Raw genomic sequence first — 17,333 nt, 5'->3', positions numbered from 1 at the left:
CGAGCACCGACCGTGGCAGCAGCATCCCCACCCCGCCGCCGGCCCGTCGCCGTGCCGGTGGCGGCCCTCGCCGCCCTGGCCGTCCTCGTGACGCTCGCGGCCCTGGCCCTCGGCCGTGCCACCCCCGGCGGGCTCCAGGACCACGGCGCCACCCAGCCGGTGGCACCGCCGCTGGTGGCCCAGCCGCTCTGGCCCGACCTGGCGGCCTCCCCGCCGCCGCGCCCTCCCGCCACCGGCGCCGGGGCCGCCACGCAGGCCGCGCCGCAACCCGTCCCGGACGTGACCGTCCCCGGGCACGACATCAGGACGGTCGACGTCCGCACCGTCCTCGCCAAGGACTCCACGGTGGGCCCGGAGGAGCGGCGCGCCCTGGACTCCTGCCCCGCCTGCGACGTCCGCAGCCCCGAGTTCCGTGACCTCACCGGCGACGGGCGGGACGAACTGGTCGTCGCCGTCGTCACCCCCGGGCCCGTGGTCCTGCACGTCTACCTGCTGGCCGACGACCGGCTGCTGCCCATCCTCCAGGTCGAGGTGCTGAAGGGGTTCAGCGCCGCGACCGTGGGATCCGACCTGTGGCTCTACGAGCCGACCGGCGCGTTCGTCCGGACCAGCAGCCACTACCAGTGGGACGGCGTCCGGCTCGGCCTGCTGGAGCGGAAGGTCGAGGACACCGGCCCGATCGCCGGCCCGGGCGGCGGACCCGCGAACGGCAGTGCACAGACACCCACCAGCACGCCCAGCGCCGGCCCCGCCGTCTCCCCGCACGACGGCCACGCATCCGCCCAACCGAAGCCCGCCATACCCGAGCCGGGCGCCGGCGCGGGCGTCTCCTCCCCGAGGACGGCCGTCCCGGTCCCCATCCGCCCGTCCTCGGCTCCCTCGGAAGCGAAGCCATGAACCCCCCAGCCGCGCCCGCCCACCCGCACATCCTGCTCGTCGAGGACGACGAGGTGATCCGGGAGGCCACCCGGATGGCCCTGGAGCGCTACGGCTTCCCGGTCACCACGGCCGCCGACGGCCTGGAGGGTCTGGAGGCCTTCCACGCCGTGCGCCCCGACCTCCTCCTGCTGGACGTCATGCTGCCGCTCCTCGACGGGGTCGGCCTCTGCCGCCGGATCCGGGAGGAGAGCCAGCTGCCGATCCTGATGATGTCGGCGCGCACCGACCCGGTCGACGTGGTGTCCGGTCTGGAGGCCGGGGCGGACGACTACGTCGTCAAGCCCTTCGAGAGCGCCGTGCTGGTCGCCCGGATCCGCACCGTGCTGCGCCGGGTGCGGGTGGTCCCGGCCGAACCCGCGCTGCCCGAGGAGCCGGTGGACCCCGCCGTCCCCGTCGCAGCGCCTGCTGCCGTCCCCGCCACCGCCGTCCCCGCCACCGCCGTCCCCGCCACCGCCGTCCCCGCCACCGCCGTTCCCGCGGACACCCCCTCCCCCGCGCTGCGCAGCTTCGACGGCATGCAGGTGGACACCGACAGCATGGAGGTGCGCGTCGACGGCCACCTCGTCCCGCTCACCCCCACCGAGCTGCGGCTGCTGCTGGAGTTCACCGCCGCGCCCGGCATCGTGCTGGAGCGCTCCACCCTGCTGGAACGCGTCTGGGACTACGACTGGGGCGCCGACACCCGGGTGGTGGACGTCCACGTGCAGCGGCTGCGCGCCAAGATCGGCTCCGGCCGGATCGAGACCGTCCGCGGGTTCGGCTACAAGCTGCGGCGTCCGGCATGACCCTGCGCCGTCAGATCGCCACCGCCGTCGCCGCCATCGCCGTCCTGGTGGCGGTGGCCGTCGGCCTGCTGGTCCACCAGGCGATGATCCGTCAGCACGTGGACCAGGCCCGCGCCGCCGCGCTCGCCGCGCTCGGCTCGGCCGTGGACACCTACAAGCGCGGCGAGGTCACCGACCGGTTCGCCCTGGACGACCCGGCGCTGCCCGAGGGGCTGCGGACGCTCGCGGCCGGCGGCCGCGAGGGCTCGCTGCTCGCCGGCGGTCCGCAGGGCGAGTCGATGTGGGCGGCCCGACCGGTCCAGACCGGGGTGCTCTCCGTGCGGGTGGACTTCACCCAGGACCGGCAGGCGATCGCCGACCTCGACCGGATCATCCTGATCACCGTCGTCGCCGCCGTCTTCACCACGGTCCTGGCCGGCGTCCTGGTCGCCGACCGGATCAGCCGCCGACTGCGCACCGCGGCGACGGCCGCCCGGGGCATCGCCGCCGGCCGGACGGACACCCGGATCGGCGAGCTCGTCGACGGGAAGGACGAGGTCGCCGACCTCGCCGCCGCCGTCGACCTGATGTCCCGCACCCTGCACCAGCGGCTGGAGGACGAGCAGCGCTTCACGGCGGACGTCGCCCACGAACTGCGCACCCCGCTCACCGGCCTGGTCACCGCCGCCGAGCTGCTCCCGCCCGGCCGCCCCACCCAGCTCGTCCAGAACCGGGTACAGGCCCTGCGCTCGCTGGTCGAGGACCTGTTGGAGGTCTCCCGCCTCGACGCCGACGCCGAGATCCCGGACTTCGCCCCCGTCCCGCTGGAGCGGGCGGTGCGCCGCACCGTCACGCTCACCGGCCTGGAGGTCGACGTGGACGTGGACGTGGCCGCCGACCGCCAGGTCCGCACCGACCTGCGCCGCCTCGACCGCATCCTCGGCAACCTGCTGATCAACGCCCACCGGCACGGCACCGCGCCGATCCGGCTGCACGTCGACGGCCACCGGATCACCGTCCGCGACCACGGCCCCGGCTACCCCGACGACCTCCTCGCCCGCGGCCCCCAGCGCTTCCGCACCAACGCCCCCGAACGCGGACGCGGCCACGGCCTCGGCCTCACCATCGCCACCGGCCACGCCCGCGTCATCGGCGCCGGCCTCACCTTCACCAACCACCCCGACGGCGGCGCCCTCGCCACCCTCACCCTGCCCGACGACCCGTCCCACCCCTGACCGCTCGACCGCAGCCGTGAGACATGGCCGCCGTGTGGCAGCCGCTGGAGCAGCGGCTGCCACACGGCGGCCGGGGCCTGAGGGCGGCCCCCGTACGGCCGCCGCTCAGTCGCCGCTCAGCTGTCGCTCGGCTGGACGACGCACGCCGAGTTCGCGAGCATCGACCCGAAGCCGCCGAGCAGCGTGGAGACGACAGCCTTGCAGGCGGCAGCCTCCTGGGGCGTCTTGGGCCCGTCGGCGGCGGCGGCCGGCTGGGCGAGGGCGATCGGCGCGGCCAGCAGCAGTGCGCAGCACGCCACGCCCAGTACGGACCGCTGCACGAGGGCGGACTTCTTCAGGAAGGACGACGGGAAGGACATGTGAGCCCCTTCGGGGGAGGTGGGATCGGCGAAAAGCCGAGCCATCCCTATCCGAAGGGGCTCACCCGTTCCCGGATTCTGCGCCATCCGTGAGCGTGTCCAGGTCAATGGTCCGGTCGGGGCCGGGCGATCGCCCCGGGCCCGTCGGCCACCCTGGTGCCCGAGCCCGGCCGAGCCCCCCGAAACATGGTCACGCTCCGGAACCGCCCAGGTCATTCCTGCGTTCACGATCACGTAACCGGCCGGAAGCGCGGCGTCGGTAGCGTCGGCGGCATGACGGCATCACGCACTCGCCCCGAACGGCTCTGGCACCGGCCTTTCCGCAGGTCCGAGCGCAGGTGCGCGGCGCCCGAGGGCCAGGCCGCCCGGCTGCCCGCGCTCACCGGGGGCCCGTTGCGGTCCGCCCGCCCGCACCCCCCGGTCGACCGGCCGCGAGCCGTGACGGACCCGGACCGGGAGGCGCCGTCCCGGCTGACGCTGGCGGACGGGACGGCGCTGACGCTGCGCCCCGCCGGACCGGCCGACCGGGCCGCGGCCCTGGCGATGCACCTCCGCTGCTCCCCCGCCTCGCTGCGGCTGCGCTACCACGGGCCGGTCCGCGACGCCGGCCGCTACCTGGACCACCTGCTGGACGCCCGGCACGGCCACAGCCTCGCCGCGACGGCCGCCGACGGGCGGATCGTCGCCCTCGGGCACCTGATGTGGGACGACGACGAGGCGGAGCTGGCGGTGCTGGTCGAGGACGCCTGGCAGCGGCGCGGACTCGGTCCGGCCCTGCTGCGGCAGCTGTCGGCGGCGGCCCGGGCGGCCGGTGTCACGACCGTGTACGCGGTGACCCACGCCTCCAACACCGGGCTGATCACCGCGATGCGCCGGCTGGCCGCGCCGCTGGACTTCCGGGCCGAGGACGGCACCCTGGTGATCACCGCCACGCTGGCCGCGGACGAGCCGGTCTCCTGCGCCCGCCCGGGCCGCTGATCTTTTCTTCACCACATCCTCACCCGGGAACCCCGAGAGCCCGGAGAGCGTCCCAAGCGGCGAAGGCCCCCTCCGTACACCGTCTTCCCCGACGATCCGTCAGGACGCCCGAGGCGGCGCCTCCGGCCGTGTCGCAGCAGGCTGCCTGGGGTCCGGATCGTCGAGCCGGGCGGCGGAGTCGGTAGGCTGGCCCCGTCCCCGCCGCCCGACGGCCCGTTGATCCGGACCCGGGTGGTGCCGCAGCAAGGAGGAACCACTGAGCATGGCAGGCACCGAATCGGAGCCCACAGGCGCACGCGACGCCTCGCTGCCGGCCCGCGCCAAGATCGCGGTCACGGCCGGTCGGGTCGCTGCCGCCGTGTCCCGCAAGGCCGGACGCGGAAGCGGCTCGGTGATCGGCGGCAAGGTCGCCCTGAGGCTCGACCCCGACCTGCTCGCCACCCTCGCCGACCACCTCGACGTCGTCCTGGTCAGCGCCACCAACGGCAAGACCACCACGACCCGCCTGATCGCCGAGGCGCTGCGCGCCGCCGGCCCGGTGGTCTCCAACGCCCTGGGCGCCAACATGCCGGCCGGCATCACCTCCGCCCTGGCCGGTGGTTCGGACGCCCGCTTCGGCGTGATCGAGGTCGACGAGAAGTACCTGGCGGGCGTCGCCCGCGACACCCGCCCCAAGGCGATCGCCCTGCTCAACCTCTCCCGCGACCAGCTCGACCGCGCCGCCGAGACCCGGATGATGGCCGAGAAGTGGCGCGAGGGCCTTCAGGACACCGAGGCCGTGGTCATCGCCAACGCCGACGACCCGCTGGTGACCTGGGCCGCCTCGTCCTGCAAGAAGGTGGTCTGGGTGGCCGCCGGGCAGGCCTGGAAGGAGGACGCCTGGTCCTGCCCCGCCTGCGGCGGTGTGATGCAGCGCCCCGGCGACGACTGGTTCTGCCAGGAGTGCGGCTTCCGGCGCCCCAACCCGCACTGGGCGCTCCAGGGCACCCACGTGATCGACCCGCAGCGCGGCGCCTGGCCGATCCAGCTCCAGCTGCCCGGCCGGGCCAACCTGGCCAACGCCACCAGCTCGGCCGCCGTCGCCGCCGTGTTCGGCGTCTCCCCGCAGGTCGCGCTGGAGCGGATGCGCTCGGTCACGGCCGTGGCCGGCCGCTACGACGTGGTCCAGTACCAGGGCCGGGACATCCGGCTGCTGCTGGCCAAGAACCCGGCCGGCTGGCTGGAGACGTTCTCGCTGATCGACGGCCCGCCCGCGCCGGTGATCCTGTCCGTCAACGCGCTCGACGCCGACGGCACGGACACCTCCTGGCTGTGGGACGTCGACTACGAGCGCCTCGCCGGGCACCCGGTGTTCGTGATGGGGCAGCGCAAGCTGGACCTGGCCGTCCGCCTGGAGGTCGCCGGACTGCAGTTCCACGTGGTGGACACGCTGGAGCAGGCCGTCCGGATGGCCCCGCCCGGCCGGATCGAGGCCATCGCCAACTACACCGCCTTCCAGCAGCTGCGGAAGGTCGTGGCCGGCTGATGCCGCGCCTGCAGCCCCATCTGATCGTGACGGAAGGCCTTCGAGGATGAGTGAGAGCAGCCTGCGCGTGGTCTGGGTCTACCCGGACCTGCTCAGCACCTACGGCGACCGCGGCAACGCCCTGGTCGTGGAGCGCCGGGCCCGCCAGCGCCATCTCAACGTGACCCGGATCGACGTCCGCTCCGACCAGGCGGTCCCCACCAGCGGCGACATCTACCTGATCGGCGGCGGCGAGGACCGTCCGCAGCGGCTCGCCGCCGAGCGGCTGCGCAACGACAGCGGCCTGATCCGGGCCTCCGAGAACGGCGCGATCATCTTCGGCGTCTGCGCGGGCTTCCAGATCATGGGCCACGAGTTCGTCAACGACCTCGGCGAGCGCGAGCCGGGCCTCGGCCTGCTCGACGTCTGGACCACCCGCGGCGACGGCGCCCGCTGCGTCGGCGATGTCCTCGCCGACGTCGACCCGCGCCTCGGCCTGCCGCAGCTGACCGGCTTCGAGAACCACCAGGGCGTCACCCACCTCGGCCAGGGCGTCCAGCCGCTGGCCACCGTGGTCGCCGGCCGGGGCAACGGCACCGGCGACGGCACCGAGGGCGCCTGGCGGGACACCGTGTTCGGCACCTACCTGCACGGCCCGGTGCTGGCCCGCAACCCCGCCGTGGCCGACATGCTGATCAAGCTGGCGCTGGACGTCAACGCCCTGCCGCCGGCCGACACCACCTGGTACGACGCGCTGCGCGCCGAGCGCATCGCCGCCACGACGCGCCCCGCGTAGTACGTCCGTCCGCCCCGACGCCCGGGTGCCCGCGATGCGGTCACCCGGTTCAGGGGCGGCCCCGGACGTACCACAATGGGGCTGCCTACTGCACACCCTCCTCGGCAGCAGGCTGCACTTTCCGCGCGGGGGCGCCGACGGCGCCGCTCCCGCGTCGGCTCCTGCCCGGCCGGACCAGGGGCCGTATGCTCGACTTCGCGGCCGTTTTCGGGCGTTCTGTCCGGATCGGCCGGTCCTTCACCCCGCGGCCACCTCCCCGCCACTCCGGCGTGGGAGCGCCCCGCTACGGTGACGGCTCGTCGTCCCAGCCTGTAGTCCGGCCGTTCCTCGGTTCTGCTCGGGAGTTGCAAAGCTAATGCGTATCGGAGTGCTGACCAGCGGCGGTGACTGCCCCGGCCTGAACGCGGTGATCCGTTCCGTGGTCCACCGGGGGGTGGTCGACCACGGCGACGAGATCATCGGTTTCCAGGACGGCTGGCGCGGTCTCCTGGAGGGCGTCCACCGGCCGCTCACCCTCGACTCGGTGAGCGGCATCCTGGCCCAGGGCGGCACGATCCTCGGCTCGTCCCGGGTCCAGCCCAGCCACCTGCGCGACGGCGTCGAGCGCGCCAAGCGACTGTGCGCGGACCTCGGCATCGACGCGGTGATCCCGATCGGCGGCGAGGGCACCCTGAAGGCCGCCAAGCTGATGAGCGACGCCGGACTGCCGGTGGTCGGGGTCCCGAAGACCATCGACAACGACATCGCCTCCACCGACGTCACCTTCGGCTTCGACACCGCCGTCTCGGTCGCCACCGAGGCGCTGGACCGGCTGAAGACCACCGCCGAATCCCACCAGCGGGTCATGGTCGTCGAGGTCATGGGCCGGCACACCGGCTGGATCGCGCTCAACGCGGGCATGGCGGCCGGCGCGCACGCCATCGTCGTCCCGGAGCGTCCGTTCCACATCGACAAGCTGACCGCCGTCGTCCGCGAACGCTTCGACCGGCAGAAGAAGTTCGCCATCGTGGTCTGCGCCGAGGGCGCCAAGCCCGAGCCCGGCACCATGCACTGGGAAGAGGGCACCAAGGACATCTACGGCCACGAGCGGTTCACCGGCATCGCCACCCAGCTCTCCCGCGAGCTGGAGCACCGGCTCGGCAAGGAGGCCCGCCCGGTGATCCTCGGCCACACCCAGCGCGGCGGCACCCCGACCGCGTACGACCGGGTGCTCGCCACCCGCTTCGGCTGGCACGCCGTCGAGGCCGTCCACAAGGGCGCGTTCGGGCACATCACCGCGCTGCAGGGCACCGACATCAACCTGGTGCCGATCGCCGAGGCCGTCGCCGAGCTGAAGACCGTCCCGCAGGAGCGCTACCTGGAGGCGGAGACGGTCATCTGACCTCCCCCACCCCGTCGAGGGCCCGGACCGCTACCGGTCCGGGCCCTCGTGCGTCCGACGGGCGCCCCTGCGACGGCCCCGCTAGCGTGGCCGGTGGAGCGGACCACTCGCGGAAGGGCAACCGATGGAGATCCTCGCGTACGGGGTGCAGGCCGACGAACGGCCGCTGCTGAAACAGGCCTTCGCCGGCCGGCACGGGCTGCGCTGCCTGAGCATGTTCCTCAACCGCGACACCGCCCCACTCGCCGCCGGCTACCCGGCCGTCAGCAGCAGCGTCAACGCCGTCCTCGACGCCGAGACCCTCACCGTCCTCGCCGCCGGCGGCACCAAGCTGATCGCGCAACGCTCCACCGGCTTCAACAACATCGACCTCGACGCCGCCGCCGACCTCGGCCTCACCGTCGCCCGCGTCTCCTACTACAGCCCCTACGCCGTCGCCGAACACGCCTGGACGCTGGCCCTGGCCGTCAACCGCCGGATCGTCCGGGCCGCTGGGCGCAGCCGCGAGTTCGACTTCCGCCTCGACGGCCTCCTCGGCCGGGACGTCCACGGGATGACGGTCGGCGTCATCGGCACCGGCAAGATCGGCGAGTGCTTCACCCGCATCGCGGCCGGCTTCGGCACCGAACTGCTCGGCTGGGACATCGCCCGGAACCCGGCCTGCCTCGACCTCGGCATGACCTACACCGAACTGCCCGAACTCCTCACCCGCGCCGACCTCATCAGCCTCCACGTCCCCCTGCTCCCCGCCACCCACCACCTGATCGACGCCGCAGCGCTGGCGCGGATGAAGGACGACGCCATCCTCGTCAACTCCAGCCGCGGCGGCCTCATCGACAGCGCCGCCCTCGTCGAGACCCTGCGCGCCGGGCGCCTGTCCGGCGTCGGCCTCGACGTCTACGAGGAGGAAACCGGCGTCTTCTTCACCGACCGCTCCATCGAAGGCATCACCGACGACGTCCTCGCCCGCCTCGTCACCTTCCCCCAGGTCCTCGTCACCAGCCACCAGGCCTACTTCACCCACACCGCCGTCGGCCAGATCATCGACGCCACCGCCCGCAACATCGACGACTACGCCGCCGGACGCACCAACGAGAACACCCTCGTACCGAGGAACTGCTGAACCTCAAAGCGTGATGTCGGATCCATTTACCTGACAGCTTCCGAATGGTTCCAGTAGCCCTGAGCTGTGAGATACGCGCAGGGCCGAGGGTTGACCGACGCCGAGAGGGCCACGCGGGAGCAGATCCGGCGGCAGACCGTGGAACGCGTCGAGGACGGGGAGAAGAACCGGGAGCTCGCTACCGCGCTGCGGGTGAGCGAGCGGTCGGTGGAGCACTAGCGCCAGCAGTGGCGTAAGCGAGGTCAGACCGGGGTCACGACAGCCCGGGCGCGGCCACGAGGGACACGAAGGAGCCCAGCCAGATCGCCTGGCGGGGCTCCTCGGCCGGTCGTTCACGAAGACAGTGGGAAGCGCCCGGTCCGGAAGGTCCGAACCGGGCGTGCCCGGCTTATCGACCGTCCGAAGCCGACTCGCATCGAAGGTCTCTTTCCGCGCCGTCAGCCGTGGTCGGAGGAGGCGGTGAACTCACCGAGAGCGGTAGATCTCCCACTGCCTCATGACGTCGGCATAGAGGTGGGAACATGCTTCCTCCTCCGATTCGAAGCTCGCCTTTACCCAGTGCTCGCCACGCTCCCAGACATCGATCGACCACCGGCCGTCGGCGCCCTCTACGAGGATGGGGACGGCCTCCAGCAGGTGGTCGAACGTCGACAGATCCCGAGTGCTGATCCCATAGAAGCGATTGCTCACCCCCGCCTCGTTCAGGCGTTCCAGGAGCTGGTGACGATTCATGCGCATTTCATTCCGTTCTCGAAGACGAGGTACCCCTCGATGCAGAGTTCCTGGACGGACTTCTGCAGCTTGAACTGGGTGGCGCCTCCCGGCTGTTCGAACCACCCCGCCACCTTGCTCCGCTCGACCGCACCCGCAGCCTCATCGAGATCCTTGGCCCACTTGTAGCGATAGTACTGCAGCGACATACTGTCGGGCGGAATCGCCCGTTGGGCGAACGAAGCATTCTCGGAGGCCGGGGACAGCCACCTACCGTTGCTCTCACCGAATCGGTCCCAGACCTCACCCGCCTTGATCTCACCCTTGGCGAGCAGGCGCTTCGTTCCTTCGATGGCATATTCCTTCGGGTAGTTCCATCCAGCGTGGACCTTACCAGCCGCGTCGGTCCAGGCCTGCGGGTTCCAGTATTTCCCGACGAACTGCTCCCTCGTCAGGCCTCCATAGCGCTTCCAGCCATCGGCCATGCGCGCCACTGCACTCGGGATAGCACTAGGGCCGAGCTTTCCCGCGGCCGCGAGCTCGTCGGCGAGGGGCCTGAACCTGACGTAGGCCGATACCAGATCGTCTATTTGAGTCTGAGTCAGTTTGAGCACGGCCTGGTAACGCGGGCTGAGCAGAGACAGCTCGCGCAGGGTCATGCTCGTCCTGATGCCGAGTTGCCTGAGGAGGGGCTTGAGGAAGGACTTCGGGACGCTGGCTTCCTGCATCTGCAAGGTGACGAACCCGCCGTCGGCCTTCAGCTTCTTCACCATGTCGTCGCCGCACATGGCGCGGTACGGCTTCATACCGAAACCGAGACTGTGCTCGCAGTACGTCATGAGAAGGTTAGGCATCATCACCGAGTCAGGCCTCAACTCGATCATCCGCCAGTCGACGTCACCACCGTTCTCCAGCAGCCACTTGTCGAAACTCGACGCGATTCCCCCGCAGTCCCACAACGGATTGTTCAGCGCGTACCCGTTGACGTAACAGACGCCACCGAGTTCGATGACGTTGGTGCCCGCCGGATAGGCAGAGATGAAACCGATGCCCGAGCCTACAGGGGGAGAGTCGTTCGGAGGATTGGTGCCCGGCTGGGCTCCGTTCTGCTCCTGCTTGCGGCGCTCCTCCTGCTCCTTCTTGACGAGAGCGTTCGCAGACTCCCACGCCTCGCTCCCCACGGCCATGGCCTCGAGTGCACTCTGGTTGGCCGCGAGAGCGGACTGTCGTGCTTGCTCTGCAGAGACACGGGCCATCTGCGCGTAGACCTTGGCGTGCGCGGCCGAAGTACTGGCCCAACTCGCAGACTTCTGTGCTGCTGTCGCCGAGTTGCTCGCCGAGGTGGCCGCGGCCTTGGCCCGCTTTACGGAGTCGACGGCACTCTTAGCGGACTGCTCGGCGTCGACTGCGGACTTCTTCGCGTCGGCAGCAGCCTTTTGCGCAGCGGTTGCGGCATCGGAGGCCTGCTGGGCATAGCCGGCGGCCTCGGCCGCCGCGCCACGGGCGGTGGCGGCCGCACTTGCGGCTTCCGCCGCATCCTGACGGGCGTTGGCGGCCAGCACCTTTCCGTCGGCCACCATGCGGCGCACTTCGGCGATGTGGACAGCGTCCTGGTAGTCCTGTTTAGCGATCTCGTACTGGCCGTGGGCGATGAAGTCCCGCAGCATGGCGTTGGGCGCGGCCATCGCCGCCTGAGAAGCAGCCTGGACGCGAGGTGAACTGGCGTAGATCAACTTCAGTGCTTCGGCCCGGTCGTCCTCCCGACGGGCCGTGTACTGACCGGCGGCCAGGAAGGCACGCAGGGCCTCCGGGGTTCCGGCGTCCAAGGCGGCACTGCCCTGCTTCTGCACGGCCGGACCGCCCGCGTTCATCAAGACAAGGACCTGCGCCCGGTACTCGTCCCGCATGGCGCTGTACTGGCCGGACTCCAGGAACGCGGCCTGAACCTCCGTTGTATCGGACAACGCCTTCTCAGCGGCGGTTCGGAGCGCGGTGACCTGGCTGGTGGCCAGATGCGAGATCTTGCTGTGGTCGTCCTGAGCGGCAGCCTGCCTGCGCCCGGTGCTCAGCCACTGCTTAACGTCGGCATCTCCACCGACCAGTGCATACTCGGCGGCCGCAGAGGTCCACGGCGCTCCGGTGCTCAACAGCCGGACCGCGGCCTGCCGCCCCTTCAGTACAGCTGTAGCCGAAGCGGTTCCCGACGCGGTGGCCTCGGCCAGCAGGCGCTTGGTGTCCTCATCCTGCCGTGCTGTCTCGGCTCGCTCCCATTCGACCTTCGCCTGCGACGCGGCCTCCTGGCGGGCTTCCTCCTCGGCGGCCAGCACGGCGAGCGCGGTGCTGGCTTCCCGCGTGCTCGTCTCGGTGACCCTGGCTGTGGCCTCGACCGACTCTGCCTGGTTGGCCGCAGTGGTCGCATTGTCGGCCGCAGTGAGGGCAGCCTCGGCGTGCTTGGTCGCCAGACCGGCCCAGTCGCCGGCCTGTCCGGCCTGCGCTGCCGCGTCCTCGGCCGCCGCCGCGGCGGCGTTCGCGTGAGCCGCGGACTTCTCGGCTGCGGTCTTGGCCTCGTCGGCAGCGGTCATCGCCTGCTGCGCGGCGGCCTGAGCCGACGTTGCGGCGCTCCGAGCGGTTGCCGCCGCACGCTTGGCCCGGTCGGCCGCGATCTTCGCGTGGCGGGACTCGGCAGTCGAGACGTTGGCCATCGAGCCGGCCTCGGACGCCGCTTGTGAGGCGGCGGCAGCATGGTCACTCGCGCTGAAAGCCGCGGCGCCGGCGTTCAGCGCCTCCTTCATCGCCGTCAAAGCGGAGAACACGGCCTTTGCCGCGTTGGTTGCACCGAGCGCCGCGTCCCGGGCATCCTTCGCAGCCTGCTTGGCCGCATTCGCCTGGTTCTTGTCCTTGGCGGCAGCGCTCGCCTGATCGTAGGCGCGTGCGGCGGCGCGCCCAGCCGCAGCCGAGGCGGCAGCCGCGGAAGACGCCGCTGCGGCTGCGGTGCGAGCGGCGTTGCTGGCGTTGTTGGCGGCAGTGACGGCAGTGCTCGCCGCAGTGGCGGCGCTCTCCGCGGCCGAAGCGGCCCGTCCGGCCGCAGCGGACGCGTCCTGGGTCGAACTCTGGGCCGCGGCTGTCTCGTCCTTGGCCCGCTGGGCCGCCTCCTTGGCCAGCCGGGCGGCGTCCACCGCCCGGCCCGACGCCTCCTTGGCGGACTCCGTTTCCGCCTTCGCCCGCTGGCTGGCTTGACGGGCGTCCTCGACCAGTTGGCTGATCGTCATGGACTCCTGGTCCTGGGCCCGGGCGACGTGTTGCTCGGTGTCCAGGAACTCCCGCACTGCGTCAGGGCCGCCGTCGAGCGCGGTGCTGCCCGCGGCCTGCAGCTTCGGTCCGCCCACGTGCATCAGCCGCAGGACCTGGACCCGGTCGTCCTCGAGCTGCGCCTTGCGCAGTCCCTCGCCGAGGAAGGCGGTGTAGGCCTCGGTGGTGTGGGCGTCGAGAGCCCTGTTGCCGGCCTCGTTCACGGCGACCCCGCCGCTGAACATGGCCTTCAGAATGGAGGCCCGCTGGTCCTCCACCCAGGGTGCCTTCCAGCCGGACTCCAGGAAGGCGTGTACATCCTTCTGTCCGGCGAGGGCGGGCTCGGCGGCCTTCCGAACGCCCGGACCACTGACACCGACCAGTTGAAGCAGCCTCAGCCGCTCGTCGTCCTGGAAGGCGCGTGGCAGCTCGGTTGCCAGAAACGCAGCGACCTGCTCATCGGTTCCGGCCAGGGCTCGCTCGGCGGCAGCCTTGACCGTCTCACCGCCGGAGCGCCACTCAGCCAGTGCCAGGGCGCGATTGTTCGCCGTCGGCCCGGGTGCCCCCGCTGTCCCGTTCTCCGCAAAGGCCGGGGTGCTCATGATGCCTGTGGTCAGTGCGAGGGCGGCGAGCCCCGTCGCAAGGCGCCGCCAAGGTGCAGGCCCCGGGCCAGTTTTCAAGCGTATCCCCATCCCGTGTCTTTTCATTTCCCCTCGAAGTCATCAATTCGACACCTGAGTGCGAGTACAGAAGATCTATTCATGGCCAGGCATGATCGCACATAAACCAAGCAGGAGGGAAAGTCTACGGTCTTCATTTGGGCGGTCAGAGAGGTGGGGCTGACGGGCACCCAAGGTCGTCGCTATTGTCCACATTTGGCGGTGTTCTCCTGCGGTCACCATCACCAGGAGGAGGCAATTCAAGCGCCAACAGTCAGTCAAGTGGTATCAATTACGCTTGCCGACCGAGGACAGGGCGGGGCCAGGTCGCCCTGCCTCAATGTCGTCTCACGGCGACAGAGGATAGCTTGTCCGTTTTAATCATGAATGAAAAGGTAAGGATAGGTGTGTGCTGAAATGAGATCCTCCAGGGTGCTGACCATGAGTGCCGCAACCGTCCTGGCGATGTCGCTGGGAATATCGGCGGTCTCTGCCACGGATGGTGGTAGCAGTGCTGGTGGTGCGGGCGCCGATCTGCCGCCGGTTGCCGTGGAGGACTTCACGCACCCGGGCGCCGACCGCGTGCTCGCCGACACCGGCGTCGTCCTGAAGCGCGGCGACGGGCACATCACCCTCGTTCCCTGCGATGGAACGCCCGGACTTCTCAGAGTATTCGCCCGCGACCTCCAGGACTTCTGCCTCCGCATGACCGGAGACAAGGGCTATCTGAGCTTGGAGGTCCCGCGGATCACCGGAGTCAGGGGTAATGACTACAACGTCTCCATCAACACGACGGCGGGATCCAGCACGACCTCTTTCACGGTGAAGAAGAACACGTGGACGCCCGTTGGTTCGAGCACGGATCCGGAGGGGCGTGATTACACGCTGATGGAAGTCACGGCCACCAAGTAGCCCTCTCGAAGGCGGTGTTCACCGCCGAATCGGTGGCCGGGTGGGTGTCACGCCCCGTCCTCCGTAGTCGGCCGCCTGTCTCTGTCGGATCCCTTCTGTTCATCCGAGGAACGAACCATGTACTCCAAGACCGCCCTGGCTGGGCAACGAGCCGGTGTGGCCGCCACTGCCGCCTGTGTCATCGCGACCTTCTCAATCCCCGCGGCACAGGCCGTCACCGGTGAGCCGGCCGCCGACGGCGCGTAGGCCTACGCGGCCCGGATCGTCATAGGCGACAACCAGCGTGCCTGCACCGGCGCGCTCGTCGACCGCAACTGGGTTCTGACCGCGACGTCCTGCTTCGCCGAGGACCCGGCGCAGCCGCAGGCCCTGGCCGCGGGGGCGCCACACCATCGGCGACACCATCCACCTGTTCGCCATCGGCGACGACGACCGGATCTGGACCGCCGACAAGAAGGCCGACGGCAGCTGGACCAGCTTCTACCCCGTTGCCAGCAGCGCCATCCAGGGCATTACCGCCACCCCGGCCGACTGAGCCGAACCTGTAACCCGTTCCCGCCGGGCCGCCCCTCCCAGGTAGGCCCGCCCGGCGGGGTCCCATACCTTCAGGGGAGAACCTCTCCATGTCCCACACCACTACTGCGTCCCGCTCCCGGCGGGCGGGCGTGCTGATAACGGCCGCAGTCGCCGGCGCGCTGACCACCTTCTCCGCATCCCCGGCCGGCGCCGTCCCCGGCGACCCGGTCGCCGGCGGCACGTACGCCTACACTGCCCGCCTGGCGATCGGCGACAACGTGCGCGCCTGCACCGGCGCGTTGGTCGACCGGTACTGGGTGATCACCGCCGCGTCCTGCTTCGCCGACGACCCGGCACAGCCGCAGGCCCTGGCCACGGGCGCCCCTAAGTGGAAGACCACCGCAACCGTCGGCGACAAGACGGTCGACGTGGCCGAACTCGTGACCCGTCAGGACCGCGACCTGGTCATGGCGCGCCTTGCCACCCCTGTCACCGGCGTCGCGACGCTCCCCGTCGCGACCGCCGCGCCCACGACCGGTGAAAACCTGCGCGTGCCCGGCTACGGCCGGACCAAGGACGAGTGGGTGCCGAACAAGCTCCACTCGGGGGCCTTCACCCTCGACACGGTCGCCGCAACCGCCATCGGCACCACCGGTACCGGCGGCGCCGCGATCTGCAAGGGCGACACCGGCGCCCCCGCGATCCGGGAGAAGAACGGCAAGGCCGAGCTCGTCGCGGTGGCCTCCCGTTCCTGGCAGGGCGGCTGCCTCGGCGAGACCGAGACCCGTACCGGCGCCTCCTCCAGCCGCGTCGACGACGTCGCCGGCTGGGTCCAGCAGACCGTCTCCACGTGGTCCAAGGCGGTCGACTACTCCTCCGCGGTCGTCAACTCCGTGTACAACCCGGATTCCAAGACCGCCGAGATCTTCGCCCTGGGCACCGACGGCGTCCTCGCCCACGCCTCCAACACCGAGGGCAAGGGCTGGAGCTCCTGGTCGACCCTGGAGAACTGGCAGTTCAGCGGCATCCCCGCCACGATCTACAACCCCGCCACCAAGGCCACCGAACTGTTCGCCATCGGCAAGACCGGCGAGCTCTGCCACAACTACTGGGACCCGGGCACCAGGACGTGGGCCGGCTGGAGCGTCATCCCCAGCGCCCTCAAGCTCAAGGCCAACCCGGTCGCCGTGTTCAACCCCTCGAGCCAGACCGCCGAGGTGTTCGCCCTGGACACGAACGGCTACATGACCCACTCCTACAGCACCGGCGGCTCCCGCTGGGACGACGTCCGGGGCCTGGGCAACTGGCAGTTCACCGGCACCCCCACCACCCTCTACAACCCCGCCACCGACGCCGTCGAACTCTTCGCCACCAGCAACCGCAACGAACTCGGCCACCTCTACTGGGACAGCAAGACCAAGACCTGGAGCGACTGGAGCACCATCGGCGGCCAGGCCGTGACCGGCAGCCCCACCGCCGTCGTGAACCCGGCCAACAACAGCGCCGAGGTCTTCGTCACCACCACCAGCAACACGATGGCCCACAGCTACAGCCTCAACGGCGCCCGCTGGTCCGACATCACCACCATGGGCGGCTGGCAGTTCAACGGCACCCCCACCGCCGTCTACAACCCCGCCGCAGGCGCCGTCGAACTCTTCGCCGTCCGCAACACCGGCGAACTCGGCCACAACTACTGGGACAACAAGACCAAGACCTGGGCCGACTGGAGCACCATCAGCGACTGGAAGTTCTCCGGCACCCCCTCCGCCACCTACAACGCCTACACCAACACCCTCGAACTCTTCGCCACCGGCACCAACGGCACCATGTCCCGCGCCACCTACCAGAACAACAACTGGCTCACCTGGGAAACCATGCCCGGCTGGACCTTCGCCACCACCGGCTGACCCCAACCCACCACACCACCTGACCAAGCCACGACGGCGCGGTGCGCCCGCACAGGCGACCCCCATCGCGGGCGCACCACATCTGACAACGGCCAGGCATGGCGCGGGCGGGACCGGACGACCGTCCGGTCCCGCCCGCGCCCGTCTCCCCCACACGCCACCGGCAGCAGCCAGACATGAGAGGAAGGAATGGGTTGCGGAAGGCGAATGCTGCCTTGACGGCCACTCAACCTGCGCGTTCGTCCCAAGTCCGAACATGGA

15 protein-coding genes and 1 pseudogene are annotated in these 17,333 nt (G+C 70.8%); 13 read left to right on the top strand and 3 right to left on the bottom strand.

Annotated elements, in window-relative coordinates; all coding sequences use genetic code 11:
- Window positions 1–12: 12 nt before the first annotated feature.
- From AC07BF_RS14260 to AC07BF_RS14250, 3 genes are read left to right on the top strand one after another with little or no spacing between them, the layout of a single operon-like run.
- On the top strand, window positions 13–897 hold the full coding sequence (locus tag AC07BF_RS14260) for a hypothetical protein (protein WP_363589698.1): 885 nt from the start codon (window positions 13–15) through the stop codon (window positions 895–897).
- Window positions 894–1,724 (top strand): response regulator, encoded by an 831-nt coding sequence (locus AC07BF_RS14255; RefSeq protein WP_478333413.1) that lies wholly within the window; start codon window positions 894–896, stop codon window positions 1,722–1,724. The genes AC07BF_RS14260 and AC07BF_RS14255 overlap by 4 nt, the downstream gene beginning before the upstream one ends.
- Window positions 1,721–2,938 (top strand): sensor histidine kinase, encoded by a 1,218-nt coding sequence (locus AC07BF_RS14250; protein WP_363589696.1) that lies wholly within the window; start codon window positions 1,721–1,723, stop codon window positions 2,936–2,938. The genes AC07BF_RS14255 and AC07BF_RS14250 overlap by 4 nt, the downstream gene beginning before the upstream one ends.
- A gap of 116 nt (window positions 2,939–3,054) precedes the next feature.
- On the opposite strand, the gene AC07BF_RS14245 is transcribed toward AC07BF_RS14250, so the two are convergent.
- Window positions 3,055–3,297 carry a hypothetical protein gene (locus AC07BF_RS14245; protein ID WP_363589325.1) on the bottom strand — a complete coding sequence of 81 codons (243 nt, stop codon included), beginning with the start codon at window positions 3,295–3,297 and terminating at the stop codon, window positions 3,055–3,057.
- A gap of 273 nt (window positions 3,298–3,570) precedes the next feature.
- On the opposite strand from AC07BF_RS14245, the gene AC07BF_RS14240 reads away from it, so the two are divergent.
- The 6 genes and pseudogenes from AC07BF_RS14240 to AC07BF_RS14215 all read left to right on the top strand — a co-directional run.
- A complete protein-coding gene (locus AC07BF_RS14240; RefSeq protein ID WP_363589324.1) occupies window positions 3,571–4,275 on the top strand; it encodes a GNAT family N-acetyltransferase in 705 nt (234 codons plus the stop codon).
- 262 nt (window positions 4,276–4,537) lie between these two features.
- The gene (locus tag AC07BF_RS14235; RefSeq protein WP_350886666.1) at window positions 4,538–5,800 is read left to right on the top strand and encodes a MurT ligase domain-containing protein; all 1,263 of its coding nucleotides are present in this window, start codon (window positions 4,538–4,540) and stop codon (window positions 5,798–5,800) included.
- Window positions 5,801–5,846: 46 nt separating this feature from the next.
- Complete coding sequence (locus tag AC07BF_RS14230; RefSeq protein WP_363589322.1) at window positions 5,847–6,575, top strand: type 1 glutamine amidotransferase; 729 nt, start codon at window positions 5,847–5,849, stop codon at window positions 6,573–6,575.
- 355 nt (window positions 6,576–6,930) lie between these two features.
- The gene (locus AC07BF_RS14225) at window positions 6,931–7,956 is read left to right on the top strand and encodes a 6-phosphofructokinase (protein WP_350886672.1); all 1,026 of its coding nucleotides are present in this window, start codon (window positions 6,931–6,933) and stop codon (window positions 7,954–7,956) included.
- Window positions 7,957–8,080: 124 nt separating this feature from the next.
- Window positions 8,081–9,079, top strand: coding sequence for a 2-hydroxyacid dehydrogenase (locus tag AC07BF_RS14220; protein WP_478333412.1), 999 nt, complete (start codon window positions 8,081–8,083; stop codon window positions 9,077–9,079).
- 66 nt (window positions 9,080–9,145) lie between these two features.
- Window positions 9,146–9,295, top strand: a pseudogene (locus tag AC07BF_RS14215) (IS630 family transposase); the annotation flags it as partial.
- A gap of 249 nt (window positions 9,296–9,544) precedes the next feature.
- Here AC07BF_RS14215 and AC07BF_RS14210 read toward each other — a convergent pair.
- Together AC07BF_RS14210 and AC07BF_RS14205 are read right to left on the bottom strand one after the other, a co-directional pair.
- A complete protein-coding gene (locus AC07BF_RS14210; RefSeq protein WP_478333411.1) occupies window positions 9,545–9,811 on the bottom strand; it encodes a hypothetical protein in 267 nt (88 codons plus the stop codon).
- Entirely contained in the window at window positions 9,808–13,680 is a 3,873-nt protein-coding gene (locus AC07BF_RS14205) for a glycohydrolase toxin TNT-related protein (protein WP_478333410.1), read from the bottom strand. The genes AC07BF_RS14210 and AC07BF_RS14205 overlap by 4 nt, the downstream gene beginning before the upstream one ends.
- A gap of 498 nt (window positions 13,681–14,178) precedes the next feature.
- Between AC07BF_RS14205 and AC07BF_RS14200 the strand changes: the two genes are divergently transcribed.
- The 4 genes from AC07BF_RS14200 (at window position 14,179) to AC07BF_RS14185 (ending at window position 17,072) form a co-directional block, all read left to right on the top strand.
- The gene (locus tag AC07BF_RS14200; RefSeq protein ID WP_363621058.1) at window positions 14,179–14,649 is read left to right on the top strand and encodes a hypothetical protein; all 471 of its coding nucleotides are present in this window, start codon (window positions 14,179–14,181) and stop codon (window positions 14,647–14,649) included.
- Window positions 14,650–14,766: 117 nt separating this feature from the next.
- A complete protein-coding gene (locus AC07BF_RS14195) occupies window positions 14,767–14,895 on the top strand; it encodes a hypothetical protein (protein ID WP_363621056.1) in 129 nt (42 codons plus the stop codon).
- Window positions 14,896–14,910: 15 nt separating this feature from the next.
- Window positions 14,911–15,321, top strand: coding sequence for a trypsin-like serine protease (locus tag AC07BF_RS14190; protein WP_478333415.1), 411 nt, complete (start codon window positions 14,911–14,913; stop codon window positions 15,319–15,321).
- Entirely contained in the window at window positions 15,273–17,072 is a 1,800-nt protein-coding gene (locus tag AC07BF_RS14185) for a DUF8189 domain-containing protein (protein WP_478333409.1), read from the top strand. The genes AC07BF_RS14190 and AC07BF_RS14185 overlap by 49 nt, the downstream gene beginning before the upstream one ends.
- The last annotated feature ends 261 nt before the right edge of the window (window positions 17,073–17,333 follow it).

Source organism: Kitasatospora sp. NPDC043950, from assembly GCF_056435345.1.
This window is presented reverse-complemented; position numbering and strand designations above follow the sequence as displayed.